Raw genomic sequence first — 13,512 nt, 5'->3', positions numbered from 1 at the left:
GCTGCGAAGTAGCGTTATTGATGGGTACTGGTGAGCGCTTCACCCACGGCCTGCCATTCATCGAACGTCGATCCGCTGTGCAGGCGGCAGATATCCAGCAGTTGTTCAACGGGCAGGCCGATGTCGGCGCTGGCCTGGCGACACCGCAGGATCCAGTCCAGGCGTTCGATGGAGGTGATGCGGGGGGGCTGCAAAGACTGGCTCAAGATCTCGATTTCACCGGCGCTCCAGCCCAACAATTGGGCGAGTTGGCTGTGGGCTTCGGCGCTGCTTGACGGCATGCCGTCGGAAACGGAGTTGGCCTGTTTGAAGTAGTCCAGCAGTTGTTCTTCCGACACGCCGTAGTGGTCGATGCTGTATTTGAATTGCTCCATCAAAAACAGGTTGTGCAGGGTCAGTTCGAGCAGTGAATGACTTTTATAAATGTCATTGAGCCAATGGGGGTTGACCAGCAAGTGGTCCAGCGCCTGCCGGCTGATGGGCAATTGCAGCAGATCCACGGCGTGAGGCAGCAGCAACACCAGATGGCTGAGGGTTTGCAACGGTGAACTGGCGGCTCCGACGGGGGCGAGCAGGCGCAGTAATTGATCGTCTTCGTCGTATTTCAAATAGCGGGTTTGAGAGCCCTGCGCCTGGGGCAGCTTTTGCAGGGTGAGTTTGAGGCGAGCATACAGCGGCTGTAAGTCTTGCTTGAGTGAGTCCAGGGTCGACAGCAGTGTGTCCTTGGCCTGCCTGATCAGCGCGGACGCGCGACTGCTGTGATTGCTCAGTTTGAGCGTGGCGAGGGCTTCATCGAGTGCGGCGCTCTGGGATTTGCCCTGGCGCATCAGCTTCAAGGCACGATGGGTGGTGGCTTCCCAGTCAATCGTCGGCAAGCGGGGGTGTTCTTCCGCAGGTTGCGCTACCAGGGTGCGTTCTTTGAGCTTCTTTGACAGCGATGGTTGTGGATGGCTGTTGAACACATCGAGCAACATACCGACGCCTGGGTCCAGGCTCACCGGCTCCAGCAGCAACTGGTGACGCAGCCGTGCAAGGGTGCTGCCATTCTTTTTGATCCAGCGACTGGCCCAGTCCAGGTGCATCAGTACATCGAGTACGTCCGGCGACCCTTTTAACGTTGTGCGCAGTGTCGGTCTGGACAGCTGCTGCTGGTAGCCCCCGGGCTTGAGCAGGTGCAGCAGGTGCTTGCAATCCATGAGCGACAAGCCGAACAACCGGGCGATCCGCGCATGCCGATAGAGGATGCTGAGCGTGACGACGGTGCGCCTGGGGTGCCGGTCGGCGCTGAGCAGCAGTTGCAGCGAACTCGGCGAGTCCTGCAGGCCCAGGCTGGCGCACAGCTGTTGTCGGGTCGTGGCGTCGAAGGGTTGTCCATCCAGTTGCAGAGGCGGCAGCGCCGAGTCGGCACGGTTGAAGACCTGATCGAACAACGACAGGCGCTCGCCCGAGGCGTCGACCGGCAATTGGTGGAGGATTGCGGCGAACTCTTCGGCCTGCAGTGCGTAGCGCGTATGCAAATAGCGATACACCCCCAGCGCCCGCAGCGTGTTGTGGGTGATCAACAGCGAGGGGTTGGCCTCACCTTCGCAGCGCATGGCGCTGACCAGCAGGGTGTCGAGTTGGGCGAACGGTACATCCAGCCAGCGGTTCAGGCGAATCATGCGTTGCAAGCGATCGAAGCCTTCGACCGTGACGTTCAGAAGCCTGGCCGGGCGGGTGCTGTCCTGGCTGATCGCAGGACCCGTCGGGCCATTGATATAGCAGGCCCCATACGCCGCATCGGTGACCATAGAGCAGTAAGGAGAGCGGCGCGGCTTGTGGGTGGTCTGTGCGAGCAATACCTGAAGCTGTTCGGCATTGAGGCCGGTGTGGCGCAGGAAGTCAGTGACCCGTTCCGGGCCTTTCAGGTCGGGACCTTTATCCCAATTGTAGTAGTCGTGATAGAAACCCAGTGCGCGCGAATTGTCTGCCAGCGGCTGCTTGAGCAAGGCCTGCTGTTGCGGGCTCAGCCCGGATAACAGGAGCTGGGCGTCATCATGGTCGGCGACGACTTGCCCGTAGGCGTGCGCGGCGCGGGTGGTGATGGGCAGCTTGCGGCTGATTCGGTAGTTCAGTTCACCCAGCGACAGTTTGTTTTCAGATAGCCCCAGCACGCATTGATGGTGGTAGGCGTGATAGGGCAAGGAAAACGGATACCACGTGCTGCTCAAGAGTCTGCAGGCTTTTTTCTGATCGCCCTGGGTGAGGTTGTCGAGAAGGGTCTGGTTGATGATCGACAGCATGGGGCGCTGGCCAGACACGCTGTGGGGGGTGATCAGCAGGTCCTTGAAGTCCGGGCGGCGTTTGGCCAGTGTGGTCACCGCCGCGCCGTGGGCGTTTTTTTCCAGTTGCAGGGCGAACAGATACAGCGCTCGCAGGTACGCCACGGGCGAGTCCATCGCGGCGATGGAGGTGCTGGCGCAAAAGTGTTGCCAGTCCTCCTTGAACAGGGCGTTGTAGGTGACTCCTCTGGTGGCTGTTGCGTCAGCGGCGTCAGCGGCGGGGGGCGATACCTGTTGTCCGCGAAACAGCGTTTCCAGTTGCGCGGCAGCGCTGCGGGCCTTGAGGTGCAGGCTGGCGGCATCGTCATCGGTGTGCTGGGCCACTTGTCTGGAAAACTCGGTTTCGGGCAGTCGGACGATGTCGAATACCGAATTGATGCTCAGCAGTTGCAAGGTGTCTTTCATGTCGCGGCGGCCGGGTGCCGGCGGCAGCGAGTCGTCGATCAGCCGGGCGAGCAGCGGGCTGCTGTCTTCTTCCATGTGCATGCGTCTCCTTCGGGCCCACCGGAGGGTCCGGTGAGCGACGAGGGACGCTATCACGCAGGTTGCGAGGGCCGGGGTCAGCCGACGCCGCGACGACAGTGAGGAAATATCAACAAGCGTGCCGATGCCATCGTGACCAGGGATTTGTTAGAATGCGTTACGCGCCGCCAGTCGGCGCATTTTTTTGCATCCGGTTCACCCTTTGCGAGGGTAGCCACCTGGAGAGAACACCCATGACTCAACCGATTGTCGTGGCGGCACTGTATAAGTTCGTCACCCTCGAAGATTATGTTGCCCTGCGCGAGCCCTTGCTGCAGGCGATGGTCGACAACGGCATCAAAGGCACCTTGCTGATCGCTGAAGAAGGCATCAACGGCACCGTTTCCGGCAGCCGCGAAGGCATTGACGGCCTGATGGCCTGGCTCAAGAACGACCCGCGCATGATCGACATCGACCACAAAGAGTCGTACTGCGACGACCAGCCGTTCTACCGCACCAAGGTCAAGCTCAAGAAAGAGATCGTGACCCTGGGCGTCGAAGGTGTGGACCCGAACAAGCAAGTCGGCACCTACGTCGACCCGAAAGACTGGAACGCCCTGATCAGCGACCCGGAGGTGCTGTTGATCGACACCCGTAACGACTACGAAGTGTCCATCGGCACCTTTGAAGGTGCAATCGACCCGAAAACCACCAGTTTTCGCGAATTTCCCGACTACATCAAAGCCAACTTCGACCCGGCCAGGCACAAGAAAGTCGCCATGTTCTGCACCGGCGGCATTCGTTGCGAGAAAGCGTCGAGCTACATGCTCAGCGAAGGCTACGGTGAGGTGTATCACCTCAAGGGCGGCATCCTGAAGTATCTCGAAGAGGTGCCCCAGGAAGAGACCAAATGGCAGGGTGACTGCTTTGTTTTCGATAATCGCGTGACCGTGCGCCACGACTTGAGCGAAGGCGACTACGATCAATGTCATGCCTGCCGTACGCCGGTAAGTATTGAGGACCGCGCCAGCGAGCACTACGTGGCTGGCATCAGTTGCCCGCATTGCTGGGATAAGCTGCCGGAGAAAACCCGTCGCAGCGCAATCGACCGGCAAAAGCAGATTGAACTGGCCAAGGCCCGCAACATGCCGCACCCGATTGGCTTCAACTACAAGCAAACCCCATCCGAGGCCTGACCCATGTCCGCGCGCCTGCTCTATGTAATGGACCCGATGTGTTCCTGGTGCTGGGGCTTTGCCCCGGTGGCGCAGGCGCTGGTTGAGCAGGCCCACGCGGCCGGTGTGGACGTGCACCTGGTGGTGGGCGGCCTGCGTACCGGCAGCGGCGCGGCGCTGGAACCGACTACGCGGCGCTACATTCTCGAACACTGGCAAGCCGTCACCGACGCCACCGGCCAGCCGTTCACGCGTGAAGGCGCGCTGCCCGACGGTTTTGTGTATGACACCGAGCCGGCCTGCCGCGCCATCGTCACCGCCCGCAGCCTGGCGCCGGATTGTGCGTGGACACTGTTGGGCCTGATCCAGCGTGCGTTTTATGTCGAGGGCCGCGACGTGACCCTCGCCAGCGTGCTGGTGGAACTGGCCGAGCAGGCGGGCATCCCGCGTATCGAGTTTGCCGGTGCGTTTGACCGTGCCGAGCAGCACGCCGCCACGGCCGCTGATTTCACCTGGGTGCAGGACCTGGGGATCGCCGGTTTCCCGACGCTGCTGGCCGAGCGCAATGGTCAACTGGCGCTGCTGACCAACGGCTACCAGCCGCTGTCCGAGCTGTCGCCGTTGCTCGCCCGATGGCTGGAGCGAGCAACCTGTGCAGGATGAGTCTAAGCGCACCGACCGCCTGACCTGGGCGGAAATTCGCCGCCTTGCCCTGCGTCACAAGAAATCCCTGTGGATCGCCAATGGCGTCGCCGTGCTGGCGACCTTGTGCAGCGTGCCGATTCCTTTGCTGCTGCCCTTGCTGGTGGACGAAGTACTGCTGGGCCACGGCGATGCCGCGCTCCAGGTGATGAACCATGCGCTGCCCCTGGGTTGGCAGAAAGCCGCCGGCTATATCGGCCTGATGCTGGTGGTGACGCTGCTGCTGCGCTGCGGCGCGCTGGTGTTCAACGTGGTGCAGGCGCGGCTGTTTGCGCGGTTGGCCAAGGACATCGTGTACCGCATCCGCGTGCGCCTGATCGAGCGGCTCAAGCGCATCTCCCTGGGCGAATACGAAAGCCTGGGCAGCGGCACGGTCACGACTCATCTGGTCACCGACCTGGATACCCTGGATAAATTCGTCGGCGAAACCCTCAGCCGCTTCCTGGTGGCGATGCTGACGCTGGTCGGCACCTCGGCGATCCTGGTGTGGATGCATTGGCAACTGGCGTTGCTGATTTTGCTGTTCAACCCGCTGGTGATCTACGCCACCGTACAGTTGGGCAAGCGCGTCAAACACCTCAAGAAGCTGGAAAACGACAGCACCTCGCGTTTCACTCAGGCCCTGACCGAAACCCTCGATGCCATCCAGGAAGTCCGCGCCGGCAACCGCCAGGGCTTTTTCCTCGGGCGCCTGGGCCAGCGCGCCCAGGAAGTGCGTGACTACGCGATCCATTCCCAATGGAAAACCGATGCGTCGAGCCGCGCCAGCGGGCTGCTGTTCCAATTCGGTATCGACATCTTCCGGGCGGCGGCGATGCTCACCGTGCTGTTTTCCGACCTGTCCATCGGCCAGATGCTCGCGGTGTTCAGCTACTTGTGGTTCATGATCGGCCCGGTGGAGCAGTTGCTGAACCTGCAATACGCCTACTACGCGGCGGGTGGGGCGCTGACCCGTATCAATGAGCTGCTGGCACGTGCTGATGAGCCGCAATATGCGGGTGGCGAAGACCCGTTCACCGGGCGTGAAACCGTCGGTATCGAGGTGCGCGGCCTGGACTTCGGTTATGGCGACGATCTGGTGCTCAACCAACTGAACCTGCAGATTGCGCCCGGCGAGAAAGTCGCGATTGTCGGCGCCAGCGGCGGCGGTAAAAGCACTCTGGTGCAACTGCTGCTCGGGCTGTACACGCCGCAGGCGGGCAGTATCCGATTTGGCGGTGCCACCCAGCAGGAGATCGGCCTGGAGACGATCCGCGAGCACGTCGCGGTGGTGCTGCAACACCCGGCACTGTTCAACGATACTGTGCGCGCCAACCTGACCATGGGCCGCGAGCGCAGTGATCAGGCCTGCTGGCACGCCCTTGAAATTGCCCAGTTGGACGCTACGGTCAAAGCGTTGCCCCACGGCCTGGACAGCGTGGTGGGGCGCTCTGGCGTGCGGTTTTCCGGCGGCCAGCGTCAGCGCCTGGCAATTGCGCGCATGGTGTTGGCCGAACCCAAGGTGGTAATACTCGACGAAGCGACCTCCGCCCTGGACGCCGCCACCGAGTACAACCTGCACCAGGCACTTGCGCGGTTCCTCAGCGGGCGTACTACACTGATCATTGCGCACCGTCTGTCGGCGGTAAAACAAGCCGATCGGGTCTTAGTGTTTGACGGTGGTCATATCGCTGAGGATGGCGACCATCAGCAATTGATTGCCGATGGCGGTTTGTACGCAAAACTCTATGGGCATTTGCAACAAGTACGTTGATTTAGCCTAGGCTGTGCTATCGGAAGTGGGTGTTTGCGTGCGTATCCAGCAGTGCATATGCAAGGGACTTCATGAAGCAAAAGCGGACTCTCGGAACGCCTCGGCTGTTGGGCATTGTCTGGCCCTTTATCGCCGTGGTGCTGTTCCAGGCATTGTTGGGCTGCGGAAGTCTCTACATGCTTTCAGCGGTACGAGGCTATGTGGGCGGCGAGAGCTTATGGTCCAAGGGCCAGAAGGACGCTATCTATTACCTGACGCTGTACGCCGATGACCGCGACCAGGCCACCTATCTCAAATACCAGCAAGCCATCGCCGTGCCCCAGGGCGGACACGAGCTGCGTATCGCCCTGGACCGTGCCGCTCCCGACCTGGATGCCGCGCGTCTGGGCATCCTCAAGGGCGGCAACCACCCGGATGATGTCGCCAGCCTGATCTGGCTGTACCTGAACTTTCGACATTTCAGCTACCTGGAAAAAGCCATCGAGCTGTGGACGGTGGGGGATAGCTATCTGGTTCAGCTGGACGAATTGGCCCGTGAGATGCACAGCGCGATCAACGCCGACCAGGTCAACCCTAACGATGTGCGGCAGTGGAAGGCCCATATCACCGCCATCAACGAAGGCGTGACGCCGGCCGCCAAAGCCTTCAGCGATGCCTTGGGCGAAGGCTCGCGGATGATCCTGCGGTTGCTGCTGATCACCAACCTGGCGACGGCGCTGGGCCTGATCGTGCTGGCGCTGTTACGTACCCATAAGCTGCTGACCCAGCGCCATGCCTTCGCCGATGCCCTGCAGGCCGAGAAAGAACGTGCGCAGATCACCCTGGAGTCGATTGGTGACGGGGTGATCACCACCGATGTCGACGGTGCCATTACCTATATGAACCCGGCAGCCGAGGCGATGACCCACTGGAATTCGACCCAGGCCCAGGGCCTGCCCCTGGCGGCGCTGTTCAACCTGCTGGATGACAACGCCCAACCCGACGGCTTTACCCTGATTGAACACATCGTCAAGGGCCAGCTCCGGGGCGGCAGCGAGCATTCAAAAACCATCCAGCGCCTGGACGGCAGCACGGTTTCGGTCACCTTGGTGGGGGCGCCGATCCGCAGCGCCGGCAAGATCAGCGGCGCAGTGCTGGTGCTGCACGACATGACCCAGGAGCGCCAATATATTGCCAACCTGTCGTGGCAGGCCACGCATGACGCCTTGACCGGCCTGGCCAACCGCCGCGAATTCGAATATCGCCTGGAACAGGTCCTGCACACGGCCGGGCAGCCTGAAGGCGGGCGACATGCATTGATGTTCCTCGACCTCGACCAGTTCAAACTGGTCAACGACACCTGCGGCCATGCGGCAGGCGACGAGTTGCTGCGGCATATCTGCGCGCTGCTGCAATCGGACCTGCGCGAAGGCGACACCCTGGCGCGCCTGGGCGGCGACGAATTCGGCATCCTGTTGGAACATTGCCCTGCGGCGGCGGCGGAAAAAATCGCCGAGAGCCTGCGCCATACGGTGCAGAGCCTGCATTTTGTATGGAAGGGCCGGCCGTTCATGACCACCGTGAGCATCGGGCTGGTGCATATCTCCCAGACCCCGACCACCCTGGAGACCTCGCTGCGCGCCGCCGACATGGCCTGCTACATGGCCAAGGAAAAAGGCCGCAACCGGGTGCAGGTGTACCACGCCGATGATTCGGAGTTGTCCCTGCGTTTTGGCGAAATGGCCTGGGTGCAACGGCTGCACATGGCGCTGGAAGAGAACCGGTTCTGCCTGTACGCCCAGGAAATCTCGCCGTTGGGAAATACGGATGCCGGCAACGGGCATATTGAAATCCTGCTGCGCCTGCATGATGAGGCGGGTCGGATCATCCTGCCTGACAGCTTTATCCCGGCCGCCGAGCGTTACGGGTTGATGACGTCGCTGGATCGTTGGGTGGTGGAGAACGTGTTCAGGATCATCGCCCGTTGCATGCACGAGCGTCCGGGCCGACCTATGGCCATGTGTGCGATCAATCTGTCAGGAATAACCATTGGCGATGATGATTTTCTCGGGTTTTTGCGTGAGAAATTCGAGAGTTACAACATTCCGCCAGAAATGATTTGTTTTGAAATAACTGAAACCAGCGCCATTGCCAATCTAGGCAGTGCTATTCGCTTTATTAATGAACTCAAAGCCTTAGGTTGCCACTTTTCACTGGATGACTTTTGCGCCGGAATGTCCTCGTTCGCGTATCTGAAACATTTACCTGTAGACTTCCTGAAGATCGATGGAAGTTTCGTAAAGGATATGCTGGACGACCCGATTAACCGCGCAATGGTCGAAGTGATCAATCACATCGGCCATGTCATGGGGAAGCGCACGATTGCCGAATTTGTTGAAACACCGCAAATCGAACAGGCATTGCTCGATATTGGTGTGGATTACGCTCAGGGCTACCTGATTGAACGACCGCAATTGTTTACCTTTGATAGCTTGCAGTGTCGACCTGTGCGGCCGCAGCCTCTGTTGTTCAGGGCGCCCGGCACATTCCGCTGAAACATTTGCTGGTCTGTAAATCACACTTAAAAAGGAGCCTTAACAGTGATCGACACCTTCAACAGAACCGGCCCGCTTATGGAAGCCTCAAGTTACCCCGTCTGGGCTCAGCAATTGATCCAGGACTGTAGCGAGAGCAAGCGCCGAGTTGTCGAGCACGAACTGTACCAACGCATGCGTGACAACACGCTCAGCGCCAAGACCATGCGTCACTACCTGATCGGTGGCTGGCCCGTGGTGGAACAGTTTGCCTTGTACATGGCACAGAACCTCACCAAGACCAAATTTGCCCGCCATCCCGGCGAGGACATGGCGCGACGCTGGCTGATGCGCAATATCCGTGTGGAGCTGAACCACGCCGACTATTGGGTGCACTGGGCTCGCGCCCATGGCGTCAGCCTCGAGGAGTTGCAGGCCCAGAACGTGCCGCCGGAGTTGCATGCCCTCAGTCACTGGTGCTGGCACACCAGCTCCTCGGATTCGTTGATCGTAGCCGTAGCCGCGACCAACTACGCCATCGAGGGGGCGACAGGGGAATGGTCAGCCGTGGTGTGTTCCACGGGTGTGTATGCGGCGGCTTTCCCCGAGGAAGACCGCAAGCGTGCGATGAAATGGCTGAAGATGCACGCCCAGTACGACGATGCCCACCCTTGGGAAGCCCTGGAAATCATCTGCACCCTGGCTGGGATGAACCCGACCAGGGCTCTGCAGACAGAGCTGCGCCAGGCCGTGTGCAAGAGCTACGACTATATGTACCTGTTCCTGGAAAGCTGCATGCGCCTGGAAATGGACAAGCCGGTCAGCGTCGTGCGTGAACGCCCGCTGCGCGTCGCCAGCGAGGCATGAGGTAACGGCGATGGCGGGGGTTTTTACCCCGCCATCGCCAGGCGATTACGGCCTTCGCGCTTGGCCACGTACAAGGCATTGTCCGCCCGGCGCAACAGGCTCTCGGCCGACTCGGCGGCCAGCAAGGTCGAACAGCCGAGGCTCACCGTCAACTCAATCCGTGTGCCATCGACCCAGTAATCCTGGGCCTGTGCCGCTTGGCGCAGCCGTTCGCCGACCATCGCGGACGCGTCCCGGCCCGTGTTGGACAGCAGGATCAGAAACTCTTCCCCGCCAAACCGAAACACCATGTCCACGTTCCGCAACTGGCCCTTGATGGCCGACGCGACGCTGCGCAGTACGCTATCGCCGGCGGCGTGGCCGTGGGTGTCGTTGATTACCTTGAAGTGGTCGATGTCCAGCATCAGCAAGGACAACGGGTTCAGGTGCCGGCGCGCCATGTCGATTTCCCGCTGCAGGGTCTGGTCCATGGCAATACGGTTGCCCGTATCGGTCAATGGGTCACGCAGGGCGCTGCGGGTCGCGGCGCGGTAGAGCAGGGCGTTGCGCATCGGATACAGCAGGGTGGCCAGCAGGGATTCGAGTTGGCCGAGTTCGTCTTCGGCCAGGCGCTGGTTGCGACGGAAAATCAGCTCACCCAAGTGTTCGCCTTCATGGCTGAGGCTGTAGCTCACCGAGTGGTGGCCGCGCTGGCCGAATTCCAGGCGCAGGTCACTGGCTTGGTGCCGGTAGTGCAGGGCGTCGAGGGGCACCAGGCGCTGGATCTCACGGAAGAACACCGCCAGGATGCGCTCCGGCTCCAGGCTGGTCTGCAACAGCATGCCCAGTTGCTGGCGAAGTTGCGCGACGGTCGTCGGGCGGTGGGGCAGGATCGATGGCTGACCAAAGCCCAGGCGTTGCAATTTAGCGCTGTCAAAGTCAATTGCGTTGGTCTGGGTAGGTGTTTTCATAAGCGATCGGCCTCTAAGCACTTAGCTGTCTTACAGGCTCGATGAGAGTGGCGAGTGCCAAGCGTCTAACTGTTCCTTCAGTTCCGTAAAACGTGGGTAACAGTCTAGACCGCTTTGCAGAGGGTTATAACCCCTGGGCACCGCCGCACGTCTTGTCATCGCTTGACCTGCTTGAAGGTGGTTAGAGCCAGATTCATGCCACTTCGTTTACTTTAATAAAAATCCTTATAAATCAAAGGCCGCTTTCTAAGCAGAAAACGGCTGTTGGCGCATGACGTCAGTTATTTGGCTGATGGGACTAAAGTGGAGTGGTCAATCTGGTCAATCGACGTGACGCCGGTCAGCGTCATCGCCACGCGCATTTCCTTGGCAAAGATATCCAACAGGTTCTCCACCCCCTGCTGCCCGTCCGCCGCCAATGCGTAAGCGGTGGCGCGCCCCAGCAGGCAGGCCTTGGCGCCCAGGGCCAACATGCGCACCACGTCGAGCCCGGAGCGGATGCCGGAGTCCACGAGCACCGTCAAGTCATCGCCCACGGCTTCGGCAATCGGTGGCAACGCTTTGGCGGTGGACAGCACGCCGTCCAGCTGGCGGCCGCCATGGTTGGAAACCACGATGGCATCGGCGCCGAAACTCACGGCGTCCCTGGCGTCCTGAGGATCAAGAATGCCTTGATAATCATCGGACCCTTCCAGAATTCGCGGATCCACTCCAGGTCTTTCCAACTGATGGAGGGGTCGAAATTGTTGGCCAGCCAGCCGATGTAATCTTCCAGGTGAGTGGGTTTGCCGAGGTACTTGGAGATATTGCCCAGGTCGTGGGCCGGCCCATCAAGCCCACATCGAAGGCCCATTGCGGCTTGGTGACGGCCTGCAGCATGCGCCGCTGCGCCGCGAACGGCCCGGACATGCCCGAGTGGGCGTCGCGGTAGCGTGCGCCCGGCGTCGGCATGTCCACGGTGAACACCAGCGTGGTGACCCCGGCCGCCTGGGCGCGCTCCAGCGCATTGCGCATAAAGCCGCGGTCCTTGAGCACATACAGCTGGAACCAGATCGACTGCGGGCTCTGGGAGGCCACCTCTTCGATCGGGCACACCGACACCGTCGACAAGCAGAACGGGATGCCCTTGTTGGCCGCCGCCTTCGCCGCCTGCACTTCGCCGCGCCGCGCATACATGCCGGTCAGGCCTACGGGGCTGAGGATCACCGGCATGTCCAGCGTCTGGCCGAACAGCGTGGTCTTGAGGCTCAGGTTGTCGACATTGCGCAGGATGCGCTGGCGCAGGCTGATCTCGGCCAGGTCCGAACTGTTCGCCCGCATCGTGTGCTCGGCGTAGGCGCCGCCGTCGATATAGTCGAACAGGAAGCGCGGCAGCTTGCGTTTAGCGGCTGCGCGGTAGTCAGAGGCGGACGAAATGATCATGCACGGAATCTCGGCAAGGCAAGGTGCCTCCAAGATAGGCGAACTTCTGTCATGATAAAAACAACTTTTATCGCTAGTAATCAGTCGGAAAAGGAATACTGATGAACCTGAGAACACTGCGTGCCTTTGTCGAAGTGGTGCGCCAAGGCGGTTTCTCCCAAGCTGCCGACGTGGTGTCGTTGACCCAGTCGAGCGTGAGCAAGGCGATCAAAACCCTGGAAGATGAATTGGGCATGCCACTGCTCAACCGCCTCGGTCACCGCAACGAACTCACCGCCGCTGGCGAAATCGCCTATAGCCGCGCCCTGGTCCTGCTCGCCGAACATAACGACCTGGTGGCCGAGATCAACGACCTGCGTGGCCTCAAGCGTGGCGTACTGCGCATCGGCCTGCCGCCGGTGGGTTGCGGCGTGCTGTTTGCGACGATGTTCGCCACTTATCGCAGCCGTTACCCGGACATCGACATCGAACTCACCGAGTACGGCAGCAAACGACTGCGCGAATGCCTGGATGCGGGCGAGGTCGACCTGGCTGCTCTCCTGTTGCCCATCGACGAAGGGTTCGACTACCAGCCCGTACGTAACGAACCGCTGATGGCTGTCCTGCCAATCAGCCACCCCTTGGCCCAGCGCAAACGGATTGATTTCAGCGACCTGGCCGATTCGCCATTTATCCTGTTCGAAGCCGGCTTCGCCCTTAACGCCAAAATCCTCGCCGCTTGTGAGCGTAAAGGCGTGCAACCCCGTGTGGCGGCACGCAGCGGCCAGATCGACTTCATTGTCGACCTCGTATCCGCAGGCCTCGGTGCGGCCTTCCTGCCGCGCATGCTGGCGCATAAGCACCAACACCCCGGCATCGCCCTGATCCCTTTGGACGAACCCCATACCGACTGGCACATCGCCCTGGCCTGGCGCGCCAGCGCCCACCTCCCACCCGCTGCCCGGGCTTGGTTGGAATTGGCCAAGGAGTCGCAGCGTTCAACCGGCCATCCGGATTAATCGCCCGGGTTGTCAGGGAAAGCTTGACTTCTCCTTTTCAATCAGTAACATACGGCGCATTCCGCGATAGCTCAGTTGGTAGAGCAAATGACTGTTAATCATTGGGTCCCTGGTTCGAGTCCAGGTCGTGGAGCCAGATAGGAAAAGCCTGCAGCGATGCAGGCTTTTTTTTGCCTTGGATTTCTCCGGGGTGATCAAAGCGCACAGCGTGACCTGCATGAATGCGGCTCTAATCCTACGATTCTGAGATTTGGTAAGGCCCCGTGTGCCCGTCGACAAATAAAGGCCCGCTGCGAGCAATCGCGCGGGCCTTTTGTGTTTTCAGCGGCCCCGTAAAACTGCATCTCGT

General features: G+C 60.7%; 8 protein-coding genes, 1 tRNA gene and 1 pseudogene. 7 read left to right on the top strand and 3 right to left on the bottom strand.

Annotated features, from left to right (window positions below):
• Positions 1 to 14: 14 nt before the first annotated feature.
• Complete coding sequence (locus tag IQK56_RS05430) at positions 15 to 2,801, bottom strand: Tc toxin subunit A (protein WP_246500152.1); 2,787 nt, start codon at positions 2,799 to 2,801, stop codon at positions 15 to 17.
• 236 nt (positions 2,802 to 3,037) lie between these two features.
• Between IQK56_RS05430 and trhO the strand changes: the two genes are divergently transcribed.
• The 5 genes from trhO to IQK56_RS05405 all read left to right on the top strand — a co-directional run bounded on the left by trhO (position 3,038) and on the right by IQK56_RS05405 (position 9,793).
• On the top strand, positions 3,038 to 3,979 hold the full coding sequence (trhO, locus tag IQK56_RS05425) for an oxygen-dependent tRNA uridine(34) hydroxylase TrhO (RefSeq protein ID WP_122308368.1): 942 nt from the start codon (positions 3,038 to 3,040) through the stop codon (positions 3,977 to 3,979).
• Positions 3,980 to 4,015: 36 nt separating this feature from the next.
• The gene (locus IQK56_RS05420; RefSeq protein ID WP_183140550.1) at positions 4,016 to 4,621 is read left to right on the top strand and encodes a DsbA family protein; all 606 of its coding nucleotides are present in this window, start codon (positions 4,016 to 4,018) and stop codon (positions 4,619 to 4,621) included.
• The gene (locus tag IQK56_RS05415) at positions 4,611 to 6,413 is read left to right on the top strand and encodes an ATP-binding cassette domain-containing protein (RefSeq protein ID WP_193862253.1); all 1,803 of its coding nucleotides are present in this window, start codon (positions 4,611 to 4,613) and stop codon (positions 6,411 to 6,413) included. Before IQK56_RS05420 ends, IQK56_RS05415 begins: the two co-directional genes overlap by 11 nt.
• A 71-nt stretch (positions 6,414 to 6,484) precedes the next feature.
• Positions 6,485 to 8,947, top strand: coding sequence for an EAL domain-containing protein (locus IQK56_RS05410; RefSeq protein ID WP_193901587.1), 2,463 nt, complete (start codon positions 6,485 to 6,487; stop codon positions 8,945 to 8,947).
• 78 nt (positions 8,948 to 9,025) lie between these two features.
• Complete coding sequence (locus IQK56_RS05405) at positions 9,026 to 9,793, top strand: iron-containing redox enzyme family protein (protein WP_206691758.1); 768 nt, start codon at positions 9,026 to 9,028, stop codon at positions 9,791 to 9,793.
• A gap of 23 nt (positions 9,794 to 9,816) precedes the next feature.
• On the opposite strand, the gene IQK56_RS05400 is transcribed toward IQK56_RS05405, so the two are convergent.
• A complete protein-coding gene (locus IQK56_RS05400; protein ID WP_122309273.1) occupies positions 9,817 to 10,743 on the bottom strand; it encodes a GGDEF domain-containing protein in 927 nt (308 codons plus the stop codon).
• Positions 10,744 to 11,024: 281 nt separating this feature from the next.
• Positions 11,025 to 12,165 (bottom strand): annotated as a pseudogene (gene lldD / locus IQK56_RS05395) (FMN-dependent L-lactate dehydrogenase LldD).
• Positions 12,166 to 12,266: 101 nt separating this feature from the next.
• Here lldD and IQK56_RS05390 point away from each other — a divergent pair.
• Both IQK56_RS05390 and IQK56_RS05385 read left to right on the top strand, forming a co-directional pair.
• On the top strand, positions 12,267 to 13,163 hold the full coding sequence (locus IQK56_RS05390) for a LysR family transcriptional regulator (RefSeq protein ID WP_150760350.1): 897 nt from the start codon (positions 12,267 to 12,269) through the stop codon (positions 13,161 to 13,163).
• Positions 13,164 to 13,223: 60 nt separating this feature from the next.
• Positions 13,224 to 13,299 (top strand) — tRNA-Asn (locus tag IQK56_RS05385).
• The last annotated feature ends 213 nt before the right edge of the window (positions 13,300 to 13,512 follow it).

Origin of the sequence: Pseudomonas cyclaminis, assembly GCF_015163715.1 — a bacterium.
Classification (GTDB): domain Bacteria; phylum Pseudomonadota; class Gammaproteobacteria; order Pseudomonadales; family Pseudomonadaceae; genus Aquipseudomonas; species Aquipseudomonas cyclaminis.
Note: the sequence above shows the minus strand (reverse complement) of the source record. Positions and strands in the feature narration are given on the sequence as shown.